General features: G+C 63.1%; 14 protein-coding genes and 1 tRNA gene. 3 read left to right on the plus strand and 12 right to left on the minus strand.

Features of this window, described 5'->3' with window-relative positions; translation table 11 throughout:
• Positions 1–110: 110 nt before the first annotated feature.
• The 9 genes from QQZ18_RS14375 to QQZ18_RS14415 form a co-directional block, all read right to left on the minus strand.
• Positions 111–1,253: a mannitol-1-phosphate 5-dehydrogenase gene (locus QQZ18_RS14375; protein WP_284541603.1), complete on the minus strand. Its 1,143-nt coding sequence runs from the start codon at positions 1,251–1,253 to the stop codon at positions 111–113.
• 68 nt (positions 1,254–1,321) lie between these two features.
• Complete coding sequence (locus tag QQZ18_RS14380) at positions 1,322–3,244, minus strand: PTS mannitol transporter subunit IICBA (protein ID WP_284541604.1); 1,923 nt, start codon at positions 3,242–3,244, stop codon at positions 1,322–1,324.
• Between the two features lie 590 nt (positions 3,245–3,834).
• Positions 3,835–5,658 (minus strand): glutamine--fructose-6-phosphate transaminase (isomerizing), encoded by a 1,824-nt coding sequence (gene glmS, locus QQZ18_RS14385; protein ID WP_284541605.1) that lies wholly within the window; start codon positions 5,656–5,658, stop codon positions 3,835–3,837.
• Between the two features lie 161 nt (positions 5,659–5,819).
• Positions 5,820–6,143: a PTS fructose transporter subunit IIB gene (locus QQZ18_RS14390; RefSeq protein ID WP_284541606.1), complete on the minus strand. Its 324-nt coding sequence runs from the start codon at positions 6,141–6,143 to the stop codon at positions 5,820–5,822.
• A gap of 226 nt (positions 6,144–6,369) precedes the next feature.
• Complete coding sequence (locus QQZ18_RS14395; RefSeq protein ID WP_284541607.1) at positions 6,370–7,389, minus strand: ABC transporter ATP-binding protein; 1,020 nt, start codon at positions 7,387–7,389, stop codon at positions 6,370–6,372.
• Positions 7,390–7,399: 10 nt separating this feature from the next.
• Entirely contained in the window at positions 7,400–9,028 is a 1,629-nt protein-coding gene (locus QQZ18_RS14400; protein WP_284541608.1) for a glycoside hydrolase family 43 protein, read from the minus strand.
• Positions 9,029–9,031: 3 nt separating this feature from the next.
• The gene (locus tag QQZ18_RS14405) at positions 9,032–9,832 is read right to left on the minus strand and encodes a carbohydrate ABC transporter permease (protein ID WP_284541886.1); all 801 of its coding nucleotides are present in this window, start codon (positions 9,830–9,832) and stop codon (positions 9,032–9,034) included.
• Between the two features lie 26 nt (positions 9,833–9,858).
• On the minus strand, positions 9,859–10,797 hold the full coding sequence (locus QQZ18_RS14410; protein WP_284541609.1) for a carbohydrate ABC transporter permease: 939 nt from the start codon (positions 10,795–10,797) through the stop codon (positions 9,859–9,861).
• 163 nt (positions 10,798–10,960) lie between these two features.
• On the minus strand, positions 10,961–12,217 hold the full coding sequence (locus QQZ18_RS14415) for an ABC transporter substrate-binding protein (protein WP_284541610.1): 1,257 nt from the start codon (positions 12,215–12,217) through the stop codon (positions 10,961–10,963).
• 175 nt (positions 12,218–12,392) lie between these two features.
• Here QQZ18_RS14415 and QQZ18_RS14420 point away from each other — a divergent pair, with 175 nt between their 5' ends.
• Positions 12,393–13,670, plus strand: a complete 1,278-nt coding sequence (locus QQZ18_RS14420; RefSeq protein WP_284541611.1) for an AraC family transcriptional regulator — start codon at positions 12,393–12,395, stop codon at positions 13,668–13,670.
• 183 nt (positions 13,671–13,853) lie between these two features.
• On the opposite strand, the gene QQZ18_RS14425 is transcribed toward QQZ18_RS14420, so the two are convergent.
• The 3 genes from QQZ18_RS14425 to QQZ18_RS14435 form a co-directional block, all read right to left on the minus strand.
• Positions 13,854–13,930: transfer RNA gene (locus tag QQZ18_RS14425), tRNA-Arg, on the minus strand.
• A gap of 249 nt (positions 13,931–14,179) precedes the next feature.
• Positions 14,180–14,407 (minus strand): hypothetical protein, encoded by a 228-nt coding sequence (locus tag QQZ18_RS14430; RefSeq protein WP_284541612.1) that lies wholly within the window; start codon positions 14,405–14,407, stop codon positions 14,180–14,182.
• A gap of 515 nt (positions 14,408–14,922) precedes the next feature.
• Entirely contained in the window at positions 14,923–15,843 is a 921-nt protein-coding gene (locus tag QQZ18_RS14435; protein ID WP_284541613.1) for a MurR/RpiR family transcriptional regulator, read from the minus strand.
• 70 nt (positions 15,844–15,913) lie between these two features.
• Between QQZ18_RS14435 and QQZ18_RS14440 the strand changes: the two genes are divergently transcribed.
• Both QQZ18_RS14440 and QQZ18_RS14445 read left to right on the plus strand, forming a co-directional pair.
• Positions 15,914–17,149, plus strand: coding sequence for a diaminopropionate ammonia-lyase (locus QQZ18_RS14440; RefSeq protein WP_284541614.1), 1,236 nt, complete (start codon positions 15,914–15,916; stop codon positions 17,147–17,149).
• Complete coding sequence (locus tag QQZ18_RS14445; protein ID WP_284541615.1) at positions 17,146–18,402, plus strand: Zn-dependent hydrolase; 1,257 nt, start codon at positions 17,146–17,148, stop codon at positions 18,400–18,402. The genes QQZ18_RS14440 and QQZ18_RS14445 overlap by 4 nt, the downstream gene beginning before the upstream one ends.
• Positions 18,403–18,412: the final 10 nt, after the last annotated feature.

An 18,412-nucleotide genomic window follows, 5' to 3' on the forward strand; every position in this document is an offset into this window, starting at 1 on the left:
GTCTCCCAATACCTTGTGTCGAGGCGAGCCTCCCGCCGCCGCCAGTATCCGGCGACGACCGGGGTGCGAGGAGGACCGGACGCTTGCCGTCCCGTCATGCCTCGTGGGACTTAAATCTGGGCTGCGGCGGCTATCTCGGCAAGAACCTCGGCGGGAAGCGCGTTGCCGGAGAAACGATCGACGGCCGCCGCGACACCGACTTCGGCAATGGCCGCCTGCATCTCGACCGCCTGGGGATCGCCGTCGTTGCGGTAATGCAGGGCGGCAGCGATGCCCTTGACGAGGTTTGCATGCGGCAGGCCGTACTCCAGCGTGCCGAGTAAAGGACGGATCAATCGGTCGCCCTTGCCCAGCTTGCGCAGGGGCTCGCGGCCGACACGCGCCACATCGTCACGGATGAAGGGATTGGCGAAGCGGCCGAGGATCTTCTCGATGTAGGTGGCGTGCTTGGCCGGGTCGAAGCCGTAGCGACGGATCAGCACGGCGCCGCTCTCTTCCATGGCAGCCTTGACGACGGCATGAATGCTCGCGTTTTCGATGGCGTCGCGGATGGTCGGCATGCCCTGTTCAAAGCCGAGATAGGCCGTGATGGCGTGGCCCGTGTTGAGCGTGAACAGCTTGCGCTCGACGAAGGCCATCAGATTGTCGGTCAGTTCCATGCCCGGAATGTCGTGGGCCCAGCCCTTGAGCTGACCGCGATCGACGATCCACTCGGAAAACTCCTCGACGGTGACCGCGAGCGGCTCGCCTTCGACGGGTGGAGCGGGCGGCACGATGCGGTCGACGGCGCTGTCGGCAAAGCCGACCTCGATCTCGACGACGGCGGCAATGGCTGCCGGCAGATGTCCGAACACGGCATCCTTCAGCTGGGTGGTGCCGCGAATGGTGTTTTCGCAGGCAATGATGTTGAGCGGCGCATGCTTGCCGGAGGCGACGCGCGCTTCGAGACCACGGGCGATGGTCGGGGCGATCTTCGGCAGCACGGCCGGTCCGACGGCGGTGGTAATGAGGTCGGCAGAGGCCATGAGAGCCACGATCTCGTCACCTATCGACGAGACGGCGGTAACATTGGTCACCTCCTCGCGACGGCTGCCGGATCCCACGATGTCGACGGGGTAGCGTCCGTCCCTGGCGATCTGTCCGACCAGGGTTTCGTTGACATCGGCGAAGGTGACGGTCCAGCCGGCGTCGGCGAGGATCTTGCCGATGAAACCGCGGCCAATATTGCCCGCGCCAAAGTGAATGGCTCGCATGGTCGTCTCCAAAAGATGTCGGGGGAGGAGGCCGCCTGTCGACGGCCTCCGGTTCTCAGAAGCCGAGGTCAGCCGAGATCGAGGATGCGCAGCACGTCGGCGGGGTTTTTCGTCGTCGCAAGGTGGGCGACCACCTTGGGATTTTCGAGAACCCTGGCGAGGGCAGACATGACATCCATGTGTTCGTTGCCCTTGGCCGCGAGGCCAACGACGAGACGAGCCACGTTCTCGGAGTCGGGACCGAAGAACACGCCGTCGGGGTACTGGCAGACGACGATGCCGGTCTTCAGGACCTCGTTCTTCGCTTCGTTGGTGCCGTGCGGCATGGCCAGCGACTGCCCGAGATAGGTCGACACGATGGTCTCACGCTTGAGCATGGCCTCGATGTAGCTCGGGGTAATCGCGCCCATCTCCAAAAGCTTGGAGCCGGCGAAGCGAATGGCTTCCTCTTTGGTGGACGCGGTGAGGCCGAGGAAGATGTTTTCCTCACCGAGATTAAAAGATGCGCCACCCTCGGGCTTGCCGGCGGCCGGAGCCGCGGCGGAACCCGCCTTCGCCTTGATTTCGGCGACGATGCGGTCATAGGCCGCGCCATCGAGGAAATTGGTGATGGAGATGTGGGTGGCCTGGGGAGCAGCCCGACGGGCACGCTCGGTCAGGTCCTTGTGGGTGATGACCACATCCACATCGGCCGGAAGCGCGTTGATGGCGACATTGCTCGACCGAATGGCGCCGAGGCCGGCCTGATCCAGCTTCTTGCGAAGCATGGATGCACCCATGGCGGACGAGCCCATGCCGGCGTCGCAAGCGACGATGACCGAGCGGACCGGACCGGAGATGGCGGCCGACGAAGCGGCAACCGGGGCGGCCATGCCCTTGGATTCAGCCTTCAGAGCCTTCATGCGAGCGGTAGCCGCATCGAGGTCCTCGACGGCTTCCTCGGTCTTGTCGGTCTTCAGCAGAACCGAAGCGACCAGGAAGGTCACGAGGGCACCCAGCGTCACGGCGGAGATGACGCCCACGAAACCATCGGCCGGGGTCATGCCGAGCACGGCGAAGATCGAACCCGGCGACGAGGGGGCGCGCAGACCACCACCGAGCAGCATGTTGCAGGCAACGCCAGTGGCACCGCCGGCGATCATGGCGATGATCAGGCGCGGCTTCATCAGCACGTAGGGGAAGTAGATCTCATGAATGCCGCCGAAGAAGTGGATGATGGCGGCGCCCGGAGCCGACTGCTTGGCATTGCCACGGCCGAAAGCCATGTACGCAAGCAGCAGGCCAAGACCCGGACCAGGGTTGGCTTCGATCAGGAAGATCAGCGACTTGCCCTGTTCCGCAGCCTGCTGGATGCCGAGCGGGGTGAAGACGCCGTGGTTGATGGCGTTGTTGAGGAACAGCACCTTGGCCGGCTCGACCAGGATCGAGGCCAGCGGAATGAGACCGGTGCTGATCAGGGCGTTGACGCCCGCGCCGAGAGCCGCAGACAGATGCTCGACGATCGGGCCGACGATCGCGAAAGCGATCATGGCGAGGATCATGCCGAGGATGCCGGCCGAGAAGTTGTTGACCAGCATTTCGAAGCCGGGGCGGATCTTGCCGTCGATCAGCTTGTCGAACTGCTTGATCGACCAACCGCCGAACGGACCCACCAGCATGGCGCCGAGGAACATCGGAATGTCGGTACCGACGATGACGCCAGCGGTGACGATGGCACCGACGACGGCGCCGCGCTCACCGTAGACCAGCTTGCCGCCGGTGTAGCCCAGAAGGAGCGGCAGCAAGTAGGTGATCATCGGACCGACGAGCTTGGCGAAAAACTCGTTGGGCAACCAGCCGGTCGGGATGAAGAGAGTTGTAATGATACCCCAGGCGATGAAAGCGCCGATGTTGGGCATCACCATGCTGCTCAGGAAGCGGCCCACCTGCTGGACGCGCACCTTGAGGTTGGACGACGCTCCGTCGCCCCCTGCGGTTCCGGTATATGCCATGTCTTGGAAACTCCTCCACGAAGTCCTGTCACGCCCCAGAGGGGAACCGACAGGCCTAGGGACAAGCGATCCCGCCGCCGCAACTGAGTTGCGTCGAAGAAATACCGGCTCCCGGGACGAGCCAGTCAGGTCGTTTGTCTCGCAGGCCTCTCCGCCCCTCCACCCCAGCCCCGTATTCCACGGTCCAGGAGATACGAAAACACCGCCCCGAGCGCCTATCGACGCTCGGACTCCATCTCACTTGAATAGTTGTTCTTGCGGGTCCTCGTTCGATTGTGATGAAAACATGACATCACTATTAGTTAAAGTGGAAAGATATAAACACGACTGTAAAAATGTATCCCTCGTTGACGCGTCATTTCAGCGCCTCTCGCCCAGCGGAGCGAAAAACCAATGAAATCCATGGATTTGGGGTGATATCCACGACTTGAAAATTGTATGATTGAGGTTTAGCCAGAACCATACTTAAGTCGACATGCGGAGCACTCCGACTCCCTTACGTATACTTTTTGCGCATGGAAAAACGGCGCGCCGGCCTCGAAGGACCGACGCGCCGCTATTGTTCGAGCCGGAATCAATCGGCTGGTCGTCTACTCGACGGTCACGCTCTTGGCGAGGTTGCGCGGCTGATCGACGTCAGTGCCCTTGGCCACCGCCGTGTGATAGGCGAGAAGCTGAACCGGCAGCGAGTAGAGAATGGGGGCCACGAAAGGATCGACCTTTGGCAGCTCGATCGACCAGCGCACCTTGCCGCCGAGGCGGGCGACGCCTTCGGCATCGGAAATCAGCAGGACACGGCCGGAGCGGGCCGCCACCTCCTGCACGTTGGAGACCACCTTCTCGAACAGGGAATCCGAGGGGGCGAGCGCGATCACCGGCACGCCGTCGTCGATCAGCGAGATCGGGCCGTGCTTCATTTCGCCGGCGGCATAGCCCTCGGCATGGATGTAGCTGATCTCCTTCAGCTTCAGCGCTCCTTCCAAGGCGATGGGGTACGCCGTGCCGCGCCCGAGATAAAGGGCGTCGCGGCTTTCGGCCACCATGCCCGCCAGCGCCTGGATGGCGTCGTCGTGGCGCAGCACCTCAGCGGCGCGCGCCGGCACTTCGCGCAAGGCCAGCGCCAGTTCGGCCTCCCGCTCGTGGGAGATGGTACCGCGAGCCCGGGCGAAGGCCAGCACCAGGCAGGCCATGACGGTGAGCTGGGTGGTGAAGGCCTTGGTGGAGGCGACACCGATTTCCGGTCCGGCCAGCGTGTAGAGCACACGGTCACTCTCGCGGGCGATGGTGCTCTCGGGCACGTTGACGATGGAGACGATGTGCTGCCCTGCCCGCTTGGCGTGGCGCAGCGCCTCCAGAGTATCGAGCGTCTCGCCCGATTGCGAGACGAAGACGGCGACGCCCCCTTTCTCGAACGGCGTGTCGCGGTAGCGGAACTCCGAACCGATATCCACCTCGACCGGCAGGCGCGCCACCTGCTCGAACCAGTACTTGGCCACCATGGCCACGTAGTAGGCTGTGCCGCAGGCGACGATGGTGAGGCGCGGCACCTTGGCGGGATCGAAGGGCAGATCCGGCAGCGCGATGGTGCCGGTGGATGCAGACACGAAGGCGTTGATGGTATCGCCGATCACTTGCGGCTGCTCGAAGATTTCCTTGAGCATGAAGTGGCGGTGGCCGGCCTTGCCGATCAATGCCGCCGAAACGTTGGAGACGTGGATCTTGCGCTCGACAAGCGTGTCGTCGGCGGTGCGAATCTCGGCCGAGGCGCTTGTCAACACGGCCCAGTCGCCATCTTCGAGATAGGCGAGCCGGTTGGTGAGCGGCGCCATGGCGAAAGCGTCGGAGGCCAGATACATGGCGCCGTCGCCATAGCCGACGGCGAGCGGCGTGCCGCGCCGCGTGCCGACCATCAGGTTCTCCTCGCCGGCGAACAGGATCGCCAGCGCGAAGGCTCCCTCAAGGCGATGGAAGGCGAGGCGGCAGGCCTCGACCGGCGCCTTGCCTTGCTGGAGATAATCGGTGATCAGGTGGGCGACCACTTCGGTATCCGTCTCGGTGACGAAGACGTGGCCCTTCCGCGTGAGCTCGGCGGTCAGCGCCTGGTAGTTCTCGATGATGCCGTTATGGACCACCGCCACCTTGTCGGTCGCGTGCGGATGGGCGTTGCCCTCGGTGGGGCCGCCGTGGGTTGCCCAGCGCGTATGGCCGATGCCGATGGAGCCGGCGAGCGGCTCTTCGGCAAGGCGCCGTTCCAGGTTGACGAGCTTGCCCTCGGCGCGGCGACGCTCGATGGCACCGTCGACCAGCGTCGCGATGCCGGCGCTGTCATAGCCACGGTATTCGAGGCGCTTCAACCCTTCGAGCAACAGTTCAGAGACACCATCGCGACCAACGATTCCAATAATTCCGCACATTGACGAACTAATCCATTCTTGTCCCGGAGGCCGATCTATCAAACGAAACTCGTCCCGACGATCTCGCCTTTCATGGGAGATGACCGTGTCACGCCGAATAACTGGCGACAAGTCAACAATAGTTGCCAAATTTTACAGAAATCTTGCCGGATGGCCGGCCATCACGGCCTGGGCAGCGCCAGGGCTTCGGCCAGCACCGCATCCGGGTCGGCTATGGCGCGCGCCGTGCCGACGGTCAGCACCGGCACGTTCTGGAAGCGATCGAGGCCGTCGATGTCCACATCGGCGGCAATGATGGCAGCGTTGGCGCGACCGATGTCCTTGCGCGTCAGAACGTCCTCGCTGCCGAGGGCGCCCTGCGTCTCGACCTTGATGAGGTAACCAAGGCGCTGAGCGGCGGTCAGCAGGCGGGTGGCAGCCATATAGGTGAGCGCGACGCCAGTCGGGCAGGCAGTGACGACAACGATACGGATGTCGCTTTCCATGTCGCCTCCCTCCCCTGTCGTCCGCGGATACCCGCAGACGGCGCTCCGCCATTTCGAACCGCTCTGATACTTCAAATGCGCCAAAGCTGCAAACGGCAGGAAAGAGGACACTCCTTCTGAAACTCGCACCCGATACTTCGACCCGATCGGCATCGAGATCGCGAGTTTAAGGACCGGCAAAATGCCCCCGGGCCATCAACGATGCCCCGAGGTATCACATATGATCTCAATGCGTGGTCCGGAGGACCGGACAAGACTGCCCGTCCGAATCGAAGCCATGTGACGCTGCCGCCTGCGGCGCGAGGCCTATGGTCTCGCCGCCGGTGAGTGCCGCATCGCCGACGGCCCTTACCGTCAGACGGCCAATCTCTGGAACGTCAACGTGCAGATAGGTGTCGCTGCCCAGCCTTTCACTGAACTGCACGGTTCCGGTCCAGTGGGGGGACGAGGTGACGATGTCGATGTGCTCGGGCCGAACCCCGAAGGTGGAAACGCCCAGACGCGAGGCATACTCGCCCGTGATGAAGTTCATCTTCGGCGAACCGATGAAGCCGGCGACGAACAGTGTCCGCGGTCGATTGTAGAGTTCGAGCGGACTTCCGACCTGTTCGATCCGCCCCTTGTTCAGGACCACGATCTGATCGGCCAGCGTCATCGCTTCGACCTGATCGTGGGTCACGTAGATCATCGTTGCGCCAAGCCGCTTGTGCAGCTCCGCGAGCTCCACACGCATCTGCGTCCTGAGCGCCGCGTCCAGATTGGACAGCGGCTCGTCGAACAGAAACACCTTGGGCTCGCGCACGATGGCCCGGCCAATCGCAACGCGCTGACGCTGGCCGCCCGAAAGTTCGCCCGGCTTGCGCTCCAGAAGCGCGTCGAGCTGCAGCGTCTCCGCTGCCGCCTGCACCTTTCGAGCGATCTCTGCCTTGGGCTTGCCGGCCATCTTCAGGCCGAAGCCGATGTTCAGCGCCACGTTCATGTGCGGATACAGCGCGTAGGACTGGAACACCATGGCGATCCCGCGTTCGATCGGTCGGGCGAAGGTCACGTCTGCCCCATCGATCTCCAGCGTCCCTTCGCTGATCTCTTCCAGCCCCGCAGCAAGCCTCAGCAGGGTCGATTTGCCGCAACCCGACGGGCCGACAAAGACGGTGAACGAGCCATGGGGGATGAACAGCGACACATCCGGAATCACCTCCACGGCGCCGAAGGTCTTGTTCACATGCTTGAATTCGAGCGTTGCCATGGATGGACCCTCACGCGCCGAGATCGCGGTAGCGGAAATAGGAGAAGTCGGCCGGCATGCCCTGGCCGCTCAGGTCGTTGGCCGACATCCCGACGAACGCGCCGGTGAAGTTGGAGTGTTCGCCTGCTCCGCACTCGTCCGACAGGAGCGAGGCATCGAGCGCGCCACCCACCTGCGCCCAGTCGTCCGAGCCCACAGCGTAGAAGAAGGTCAGGGTTGTCGTCCTGACTTCGACCTTGAGCCGCACCGGCACTCCGCCGGGCACGGGAACAGGCTTGGCGAGGCCGATGGTGGTCTGCCCTCCCCCTTGCGTCCCGGTGCAGGAGATGACCTGCAGGCAGGTGCCGACCTCCTGATCGAAGGTCAAGGCAAGGTAATGATAGGCAAAGCGGTTGTAGTAGGCCGCGAGCCCCGCCATCTGCATGTGGAGCTTCGGGTCGGCATGGACCTCCGTTTCCGCGTCGTAACAGAAAGCCGTCTGCCGACGTGCGACCAGAGCCTGCTCGTACCAGGACCCCATGGCCTCGCGCCCGTAGAGACGCAGAAAGCCGGGACGGGCATCAAGTGAGAACAGCCGTTCTCCGAAGGGCGTGCGCAACCACTGGAAGTCCCTCGGCAAGCCGGCGTCGGACGAGAAGCGGTACTCTTCCGGGGCAGGGGCGAAAGGATGAGCCGGCACGTCGGGCGCTTCGACTTCCAGCTTCGGCGTCAGCTTGCCGCCCACGATGCGGGGCCAGCCATCGGTACCCCACTCGATCTTCTGGATCGCGGTTTCCCGCCCCAGAGGGCAGCGGCGCAGGCCCGGAATGGGGCGGCCGGTCAGATGCACGAGATAGGTCTCGCCCGCTGGCGTATCGACAAAATCGGCGTGCCCGGCGCGCTGGAGCGGCGCGTTCGGATTGCCGCGAGCCGTGACCACGTAGGTGTCGGGATGCAGCTCATACGGCCCATCGAGCGCACGGGAGCGCCCCACGGTGGCGACATGATTGTAGCCGGTGCCGCCCTCGGCAACCACGATGTAGTACCAGCCATCGCGCCTGTAGAGATGGGGGCCTTCCGTCAGCCCGGCCTCGGTGCCCTTGAAGATGTTGGTGATCGGCCCCTTCAGCTTGCGCTCGGCGACGTCGTATTCCTGGCAAGCGATGCCGGCAAAGCTGTTGTCTCCCGGAAAGCGCGGCGGGCGGCCGCGATAGTCCCACCACACGTTGAGCAACCACTTGCGCCCATCGTCATCGTGGAACAACGACGGATCGAAGCCCGAGGAGTTGAGGTAGATCGGATCGGACCAGGGCCCTTCGATCGAGGGAGCGGTCACGAGATAGTTGTGCACGTCCTTGACCGAGCCGTCGCGGCGCTTCATGTCGCTGAAAATCAGCCAGAACATGCCGTCGGCATAGGTCAGACAGGGCGCCCAGACGCCGCAACTATCCATCTCGCCGCGCATGTCGAGCTGGCTTGGGCGATTGAGCGGCCGGCAGACCAGATCCCAATGCACGAGGTCGCGGGAGTGGTGAATCTGTACTCCGGGAAACCATTCGAAAGTGGAGGTGGCGATGTAATAGTCGTCGCCGGCGCGGCAGATCGACGGATCGGGGTTGAACCCCTTGAGGATCGGATTTGTGATGACAGGACGGGACATGTTTCAACCCTTGACCGAGCCGCGCGTAAGGCCGGCAACGATGTATTTCTGTGTGAAGGTGAAGAAGATGAGCGCCGGCAGGATCGTCAGCGACACGAAGGCGAGAATGCGGTTCCATTCCACGATGAACTCGCCACGGAACTGCATGATGCCGAGCGGCCAGGTGAACAGGGACTGCTCGTTGAGCACGACCAGCGGCAGCAGGTAGTTGTTCCAGCTCTGGACGAAGACGAAGGTGCCGACCGTGGCCAGGATCGGCGTCGACAGGGGCAGCGTGAACCGGAAGAAGAATCCCACATAACCGCACCCGTCGACGTAGGCCGCTTCGAACAGCTCCTTGGGCAACTGCTGGAAGAAGCTCCGGAGCAGAACCACGGCGAAAGCCATGGAGAAGGCCGTCTGAGGCAGGATGATGCCGAGCGGATTGTCGAGCAACCCGAAGCGGTTGATCTGGAAGAACAGCGGCACGATGGCGGTGGCGAAGGGGAACATCATCCCCAAGAGCATGTAGGACTGCAGATAGCGCGAGCCGAAGAAGCGGATCTGCGCGAAGACATAGGCGGCCATGGAGGCGCAGAGCACCGTCAGAACCACCGCCGACAGCGAGATGATCAGCGAGTTGCGCAGGTAGGTCCAAAACGCCGAGCCAGTCAGAATATCGACGAAGACGGTGAAGCTCCAGTCGGAGGGGATGCCGAAGGGCGCCGCTCTGAGCTCGCCCAGCGTTTTGAAACCGCCAAGAAAGGTGGCCAGCAGGGGCAGGATGACGAGCGCGGCGATGAAGGACAGGAAGGCCGCGCGCATCAGCTGCGGGAACAGGTTCGTGCGCTTCACAGCTGCCCTCCCTTGTCGATCGCCATGCGCTTGTAGGTGAAGGCCGTGCCGACGCAGAGGGCGAACAGTACCACGCCGACGGCAGCGCCGAAGCCGACGTTCATGCGGGCGAGGCCGAAGGTGTAGAGGAAGCTGACAATCGAATGCGTCGAGTTCGATGGGCCACCGTTGGTCAGCGGAATGATGATGTCGAAGACCTGGAGGGCGCCGGTGATGGCAAACAGCACGCTGAGCTTGATGGCGTGCATGATCATGGGCAGTTTGACGTACCAGATCGTCTTCAGCGAACTGGCTCCATCGATCTCCGCCGCTTCGACAAGGTCTGACGGCACCGCCTGCAAGGCGGCGATGAAGATCATCATGTGATAGCCGAAGTACTTCCACACCACCACGATGATGATCGTCCAGAAGGCCCACTGCTTGTCAGCAAGGATGTAGAAGGGCTCGGTGCCAAGCTTGTTGGCGACCATTGCCGAGATGCCATAGTCACCGTCGAAGATGAAGCTCCAGATCAAGCCCGTGGCGATTTCGGCCAGGATGTAGGGCGCAAAGAAGATCAACCTGAACGCCGTGTTGGCGGACGTCTTGCGGTAAAGGAGCAAGGCGAGCATCAGGGCCAACGGAATCTGCAGAAAGATCGATGCCAGCAGCAGCTTGAGCGAGTTGAACAACGACTGGTGGAAGATGGAGTTCTTCACCAGGATTTCGTAGTTCTTCAAGCCAACGAAATTGGTGACATCGCCATAGCCGTTCCACTTGTAGAAGCTGAGATCCACCGCGCTGAAGATCGGCCAGATCACGAACAGGGTGAACAGGAGCAGGGCCGGAGGCAGAAAGAGGATCAGGGCGGTGAGGCTGCCGTCCGTGCGCATGCGGGCAAAGCCGCTCGGTCGCCGTCGCGCGACCGGTGGCACCGCGGGTGTTGTGAGGGTCATGAAACAGGTCTCTTGGTAGGCAGCCTCGGAGACGGGGGAGGCGACCATCGATGCCCAGGGGATCGGGGGAGCCAAGCACGGCTGCCGGCCCGGCAGGAACAGTCGGAGCCATTCCGGATGGCTGGCGAGTGCCACCACCCGGAATGAGCGTTTCAGGCGCCGGTCAGCGCATCTCGTTCGCTTCCTCGACCATCTGCGCCGCTTCCTCAGGCGAGATGTCGCCGGTGGCCAGCTGAGCCGAAGCATCGTTCATAGCCGCGCCGACGTTGGCGCCAAGCTCCTGGTCGAGATAGAGCTGATGGTGCGGGGCTGAGGCGAGCAGGTTGGCGATCGCCTTGACGTTGGCGTTCTTTATGCCGGCGTCCGCGCCCTTCACGATCGGCAGCCAGAGGTCCATGCTGGCGCTGACGGTCTGGTTATCGAGATTCATCAGGCTTTCCAGAAATTTGGCAGCTGCCGGCGTCGCATTCTGGGAGACCAGCCAACCGTTGATGCCGCCGAACGTGTCTGCCGGATCGCCCTTGCCACCCTCGACGACCGGGAAGGGAATGAAGCCGAGGTTTTCGTCGCTGATCCCCGTGCCGGACGTGGAATTGCGCTTCTGGGCACCGATCATGTAGTTGCCCGACAGGATGAAGGCGCCGCGGCCGTCGCCAAACAGGCCGCCGGCCTTGGAGTTGTCGGTATCCATGAAGCCGGGCTGGAAGGGCTGGAGATCGGCCAGCCTCTTGAACTCTTCGCCCGCCTTGATGAAGTCCGGCCCGGCAAGCCCGTCGTTCTCGCCGACGGCAGCGGCGGCAATGCCATCGGTACCGGCGATACGCGTGGCGAGGTAGCCATAATAGTGCTGGAGGGGCCACTTGGACTTGCCGCCGACCACGATCGGCGTGATCCCGGCTTCCTTGACCGTCTTCACGGCGGCAAGGAAATCATCCCACGTCTTGATGGTCTTGGGATCGACACCAGCCTTGTCGGTCAGTTCCTTGTTGTAGAACAGCACGACGACGCCCGCGTACATGGGAAGGCCGTATAGCTTGTCCTTGTAGGTCAGCGCTTTGATGCCGCCGGGGGCAAAGGTTTCGAGCGCCTTCGGATCCACGTCGCCGGAGATGTCCTTGAGGACGCCTGCGTCGGCCTGTTCGTGGAAAACGCCACCGGTCCAGGTGAAGAAGATATCCGGCCGGGCCGCCGACTGAAGCAGCGTGGGCAGCTTGGACTTGAAAGAGGTGTCGTCGAGATAATCGAACTGGATCTTGATGTCCGGATTGGCTTTCTCGAATTTCTCGATCGCCGCGGCGTAAAAATCACGCCCTTCCTTGACATTGGGCTCGATCGAAAGAACTTTTACGGTCTCAGCAAAAGCTGGACACGAGGCGAGCACCGTCGCTGCAAGCACAGCGAGCATGGCATACTTTTTCATATTTCTCCTCCCACTCCGCGCCCGCAGTGCTCCAACGTTAATACATTGATTTACGTATCAACCACTTCGATGCGAGCCGAATGGGACGACACTAGTCGAGCCGATTTGAAAATCGGGATTATGTTTTTTTATAGTTCGACGACGGTGGCGCATTTTCTCAGACGAGATAGACTATTTGCTCAGTGAGGCGCCGAACCCCGAACGCAAGCCGTTTGGGAAACAACCGGATCGGGCGGAGAAGCTGGCTGGCATGGTCGCGACGGGGGTGAGTTCTTTTCGCGTGGCCTTGATGCTGAAGGCCAAGGGAGCCTGGGGCCGCAACGTGGTCGCGGGTGTCAGCGATTATGTCCAATCGACCCGCGTCGCCTGGGACTTCTTGCTGTTCGAAGACTTCCGCGGCTCGATCACCGGCATCGACGCGTGGTCTGGCGACGGAATCATCGCCGACTTCGACGATCCGGAGTTCGAGCGCCTGTTCAGCCGCAGCAAGCGACCGATCGTCGCGGTTGGCGGCTCCTATGAACGCTCGACCGATTACCCCACGGGCACTCCCTACGTCGCCACCGACAATTTCGCCCTCGTCGCAGCGGCTTACGACCACCTTGTCGAAATGGGATTGACGCACTTTGCCTTTTACAGCCAACCACCGGCGCCAACCAACCGCTGGGCACAGCAGCGAGAAGCCGCGTTCTGCAAGATCTGCCTGCGCGATGGCATCGCCCCTCTACTGTTCGAGGGGCACTTCAACGACGGGCTGGATTGGGACAGCATTCTGAGGGAACTCATCGACTGGCTGGCGGGACTCCCGAAACCGATCGGCGTCATCGCAGTGACCGATGCCCGTGCCCGTCAGGTGCTTCAGGCCTGCATCATGGCCAAGATCGCGGTTCCCGAAGAGGTGGCGCTGGTCGGCATCGACGACGATCATCTCCTCAGGATGCTCTCCCGCATCCCCATCAGTTCCGTTCGTCAAGGCACTCGCGAGATGGGGAGGATCGCCGCGGAGATGATGCACCGACGCCTCATCGGGGATCGCGCGGAACAAAGCCCCGTCTTGGTCCCTCCCAAAGGGCTCAACGCGCTGGCATCCTCCCGCCACCAACCGACCTATGATCCCTATATCATGAGGGCGCGCCACTATATCCGCCAGTTCGCCGCGCAAGGGGTAAAGGTGGCGCAGGTGGCAGCCTATGTCGGCGTGTCGCGCGCGACGCTCGACATCCATTTCCGCAAGGCCTTCGGCTGGACAGTCCACGACGACATGTTGGCGTTTCGCCTTGAGCGCGCCAAACAGATGCTGTCCGACCGCACGCTGTCCTTCGCCGAAATCGCGGCGCGCAGCGGCTTCACATCCCTGCCCTATATGTATGCCGTGTTTCGGCGCGAGCTGGGCTGCACGCCAACCGAGTTTCAGGCGACGCTACCAGCAGCCACCATGATCGAAACGGCATAAAGGAGAACCGGATTCGGCCTCAACGACGTCCGGACGAGCCTTCGTCACGGCCATGATCGGGTTTCGGAATATGGACAATCGCAGCGACAGCTCTCTACGACGACGTAGCCAAAAAGGCTGCCAGCCGCGCGCAAGTCAGGTCGGCTTTGCCGACTCTGCAACACTATGCAAACGAAAGAAGAATGGCGCGCTCGAAGAGATTCGAACTCCTGACCCTCAGATTCGTAGTCTGATGCTCTATCCAGCTGAGCTACGAGCGCAAGCCAATACAATCTGAACACCGCCGCGATGAAATCGGCGGTCCCGATCGCTGGGGAGTGTCTAACCAACTGACCGAATGAATGCAAGAGCTTTCTGCTTGATGGGTGAGCCTTTTTGCGCTCCGGCCGATTTCCCGTATTTTCAGAGAGTTAGTGCGGGCGATCCCGATCATGAACCTTGGCCGGCGCAGTTTTGCGACCGCCGGCCAATCGGCGCCCTGCTTCAAAGCCGAACTATCCGCGTGCCCATCAGATCTGACGCACCGCCCGGCGAACGGCGCGGCGTTCGGAAATGACGGAGCCCGGCTGCATCGCGGCGGCGGGAACCGGAGCCTGCGTCGGCCGGCGGGAAGCGAAAAGGGCCCCCACCACGACGGCGAGCAGCATCGGCAACCACAGCAGAGTTCCCGACCAGGCGATGAGCCGATTGAAGGGGCGATTGCGTCCGTTGGAGGCGAGCTCGTGAAGCGACAGCATCGCAAAACCGAGCCCTATGGCAAAATAAGCCAAGCTTGCAAAAAGAACGAGAGTAAACATTGGCGCCAACCCGAGTGCTACCGATCGACAACCGACCGGAATGGAAAAGAACCCCTTCGAGCCAATGGCTCGTCGGGCGCTTTCCGGGTCTATCCAAACCCGCATAAACCTGTCGGGACCCCGTTTCGCTTGCGCGAAAAACGGAACCCGCCGGCTTGGGTGAGGTGGCCGCCACGAAGCTGGCGCGCTCGCTGTTCACCCGACCCGCACCGAGACTGGAGTCCAGACTCGCACGGAGAAGGTTAATGAAAGATGAGTCAATCGCCTCGATCCGACGCGTTAGCTCGCTTTCATGGGGTGGAAGTATACATCTTTTTCACCAAGAGTCGTGCAAAAGTAGAGTTAATGCGCGCAGTTTTTGCAACAAGGGCGCGCTCTGCAAGACGTAGTACACCCGCAGATTTTTGATTTTTCTTGAGTTTTTCCGAAAAACATCATCTTGCCGGGCCCGGCATTCACCCACGCGACGACCGGCCGCCGCCCGGGGAAAACGGTTCGAGACGCCGGTGCGCATCCTCGATCATGGACAGGCGCCGCTCCGCCGCCGGGCCGAGCGCCGCCCCCACCGCCGATGCAAGATGGCTGATGAGCGACATCGGCGCCACGTAACTGTCGAACAGACTGGCGCCCTGATTTGGGCAGCGAAGCGTCACATGCGCCAAATGGGCCGTGCGCGCCGCCGATGCATCGGTGACGAGCAGGATTCGGGCGCCCGCTTCGCGAACGGCGGCCATCGCGTCGCGCAGCATCGCCGGGCGACGACGGAAGCCGAACACCAGGAGGGCGTCGTCGGATCCGAGATCGACGAGATCCTCGGCGAGCGTCTGTCCTGCCAGCGGCAACAGCCGGACGTCCGGCTTGACGTGAGCCAGAAGGCCGCGGGCATACCCGGCAAGCGTCGCCGAATTGCGGAAACCGATGACATGAAGTCGCCTTGCCGAAACGAGCAGATCCACGGCTGCGGCCAATGACGCAGGCGAAAGCTCGGCGACCAGACGTTGCAGGTTTTCGATGTCCTGACCGACGTGTCGTGCAAGATCGGCGGGCTGCCCGCCAGCCGAGAGTTCGTAAAGCGGCGAACCCCAGGTGCGCGCGTCGCGAACGGAACGGCGCAGGTCACCGTAGCTCTCGTAGCCGAGCCTCCGAAAGAAACGGGCCGCCGTCGCCGCCGAGACCTCGGCGCGCGATGCGAGTTCGCCGGCCGTGAAGGACGAGAGAGCGCCGGCCGCTTCGAGCACGACCTCGGCAAGACGCTTCTCGCTCTCGGTCAGGTCGTCGAACAGAGCGGCGATCCGGACGTCGATGGCATCGTCTGCCGATACGCCATCTCGTCCGCCCACACCGTCGGCAGCCAACTCTTTTTTCACTTTTTCCATTTCATGAAAATTCTCTTTCATATATGCTTCACTGTCAAGCCGGACTGCCGGCAGCAAGACCATAGGACCAATGACAGACTTTTTCTCACATCCGGCCTTCATGCCCGACAAGGCAGCCTTTCTCGGCAACCCCTCTCGCAAGGCGGGCGCCTATCCCGAGCCCTTCAAGGCAACGCTGTCGCACGCCGGATATGTCAGGGCGGCCGGGATCATCACGTCCTGGCCGGGGTACGCGCCGACACCACTCGTCTCGCTCGCAACGCTGGCGGAGCAGCTCGGTGTGGCCAGCATTCACTACAAGGACGAAGGCGACCGCTTCGGTCTCGGCTCCTTCAAGGCGCTCGGCGGCGCCTACGCGGTGTTTCGCCTGCTTGCCCGGGAACTCGGACGCCGCAACGACAGCTTCGACGAGGCGGCACTTGCCTCCGGTCGGCTGAAAGAGGCGGCCAAGCAGATCACAGTCTGCTGCGCTACCGACGGCAATCACGGTCGTTCGGTCGCCTGGGGCGCGCGCACGTTCGGAGCGCGGGCCACGATCTTCGTTCACGAGACGGTCTCGGAACAGCGCGTCGACGCCATTCGGCGCTACGGAGCCGAGGTGGTCAGAACCAAGGGCAACTACGACGACTCCGTGCGCGAGGCCGATCGGGCGGCCGCCGAAAACGGTTGGTTCGTGGTGTCCGATACCTCCTATCCCGGCTACACCGACGTGCCGCGCGACGTCATGCAAGGCTATGCGGTGATGGTGGCCGAGGCTCTCGAAACATGCGAGGCGCCACCCACGCACGTCTTCCTCCAGGCCGGCGTCGGCGGTCTTGCCGCCGGCGTCATCGCCCACCTCTGGGAAGCCTACGGCGCCGACATGCCCGTCATGACGGTGGTGGAACCGATCAGGGCGGCCTGCCTTTTCGAAAGCGCGCGATCGGGAAAACCGACGGCTGTCGCGGGCGAGCTCGATACCGTCATGGCCGGCATGGCCTGCGGCGAACCTTCGGTGATCGCCTGGCCGATCCTTGAAGGCGGAGCATCCGCATTCATGGCCATCCCGGACGAAGCGGCCCTTGCCACAATGCAGCTCTTGGCGTCGGGCGCCGCGGGGGCCACCATTGTCGGCGGCGAATCGGGGGGCGCGGGCCTTGCCGGATTGATCGTCGCCGCCGGTCAGCCGGACTGGCGGCAGTCGATTGGTCTTGATCGCGCCTCGCGTGTCCTGCTCATCGGCAGCGAGGGCGACACCGATCCGGATCTTTACGCCCGCATCGTCGGCCGCACCGGCGACGCGGTTCGCGCTGGAGCACAGAGATGACAGACCTTTCTCCCGCCCTGCCCGTCAACGGCGACCGTCTCGTCGCGCGCCTCAAGGCGCTTGGTCAGGTCGGCGCATTGCCGGAAGGCGGCGTCTGCCGCCTTGCCCTGACACCCGAGGATGGCGCCGGCCGCGATCTCGTCGTCGGCTGGATGCGGGACCAGGGACTTGAGGTGGCGATCGACCCGATCGGCAACATCTTCGGGACCCGCAAGGGTACGCAGGACGGCCCGTCGGTGATGATGGGCTCGCATATCGACACGGTGGCAACCGGCGGCCTTTACGACGGCAACCTCGGCGTGCTCGCCGGTCTGGAAGTGCTGCAGGCCCTCGACGACGCCAACATATCCACCGTTCATCCGGTGACCGTCGCCGCCTTCACCAATGAGGAAGGCGCCCGCTTCCAGCCGGACATGCTGGGCAGTCTCGTTCACGTCGGCGATCTGCCGCTGCAGGACGCTCTCGACACCATCTCCATCGACGGCACGCGGCTCGGCGACGACCTCGCCGACATCGGCTATGCCGGCACCGCGCCACTCGGCGGCATCAAGGCGGCCGCCTATCTCGAATACCATATCGAGCAGGGCCCGGTGCTGGAGGCCGAGGGGATCGACATCGGCGTCGTCGAGGGCGTGCAGGGCATTTCCTGGACCGAGATCACACTGTCCGGCCGGGCGAGCCACGCCGGCGCCACGCCGATGCGTCTTCGGCGCGACGCGGGACTTGCCGCTGCCCGCATCGCTCATGGCGTCGCCGACATCGCCAAGTCGATCGGCGGCGACATGGTTGGCACCGTCGGCTCGCTGCGCCTTCGGCCCAACCTCGTCAACGTCGTCGCCGAAATGGCGCAGATGACGGTGGATCTCCGCCATCCGCAGGAGAAGGTGCTGGCCGAAGCCGAGGCGCGTCTTGCCGCCCTGGTGGCGCGTGTGGCCGAGGAGGAGCACGTCTCCTTCACGCGTCGGCCCCTGGCGCGCTTCGAACCCGTTGCCTTCGACGGCCAACTGGTCGGTCGTGTGGAAAAGACGGCCAAGAGCCTCGGCCTTTCCACCCGCCGCATGTTTTCCGGCGCCGGTCACGATGCCCAGATGCTGGCCCGCACCTGTCCGGCCGCCATGGTGTTCGTTCCGTCCATCGCCGGACTCAGCCACAACATTGCCGAATACACGGCGCCCAGCGACATCGCCAACGGTCTGGCCGTGCTCGGCACGCTGGCGCTGGAGCTGGCCGGCCGCGCCAACACACCCGCCTGAGGAGTATTGA

It is taken from the genome of Pleomorphomonas sp. T1.2MG-36 (genome assembly GCF_950100655.1).
GTDB lineage: Bacteria > Pseudomonadota > Alphaproteobacteria > Rhizobiales > Pleomorphomonadaceae > Pleomorphomonas.

Coding starts and splice junctions, on each gene's coding strand:
- QQZ18_RS14375 (WP_284541603.1), bottom strand. CDS start 1,253: ATGCGAGCCATTCACTTTGGCGCGGGCAATATTGGCCGCGGTTTCATC.
- QQZ18_RS14380 (WP_284541604.1), bottom strand. CDS start 3,244: ATGGCATATACCGGAACCGCAGGGGGCGACGGAGCGTCGTCCAACCTC.
- glmS (WP_284541605.1), bottom strand. CDS start 5,658: ATGTGCGGAATTATTGGAATCGTTGGTCGCGATGGTGTCTCTGAACTG.
- QQZ18_RS14390 (WP_284541606.1), bottom strand. CDS start 6,143: ATGGAAAGCGACATCCGTATCGTTGTCGTCACTGCCTGCCCGACTGGC.
- QQZ18_RS14395 (WP_284541607.1), bottom strand. CDS start 7,389: ATGGCAACGCTCGAATTCAAGCATGTGAACAAGACCTTCGGCGCCGTG.
- QQZ18_RS14400 (WP_284541608.1), bottom strand. CDS start 9,028: ATGTCCCGTCCTGTCATCACAAATCCGATCCTCAAGGGGTTCAACCCC.
- QQZ18_RS14405 (WP_284541886.1), bottom strand. CDS start 9,832: ATGCGCGCGGCCTTCCTGTCCTTCATCGCCGCGCTCGTCATCCTGCCC.
- QQZ18_RS14410 (WP_284541609.1), bottom strand. CDS start 10,797: ATGACCCTCACAACACCCGCGGTGCCACCGGTCGCGCGACGGCGACCG.
- QQZ18_RS14415 (WP_284541610.1), bottom strand. CDS start 12,217: ATGAAAAAGTATGCCATGCTCGCTGTGCTTGCAGCGACGGTGCTCGCC.
- QQZ18_RS14430 (WP_284541612.1), bottom strand. CDS start 14,407: ATGCTGTCGCTTCACGAGCTCGCCTCCAACGGACGCAATCGCCCCTTC.
- QQZ18_RS14435 (WP_284541613.1), bottom strand. CDS start 15,843: ATGGAAAAAGTGAAAAAAGAGTTGGCTGCCGACGGTGTGGGCGGACGA.
- QQZ18_RS14440 (WP_284541614.1), top strand. CDS start 15,914: ATGACAGACTTTTTCTCACATCCGGCCTTCATGCCCGACAAGGCAGCC.
- QQZ18_RS14445 (WP_284541615.1), top strand. CDS start 17,146: ATGACAGACCTTTCTCCCGCCCTGCCCGTCAACGGCGACCGTCTCGTC.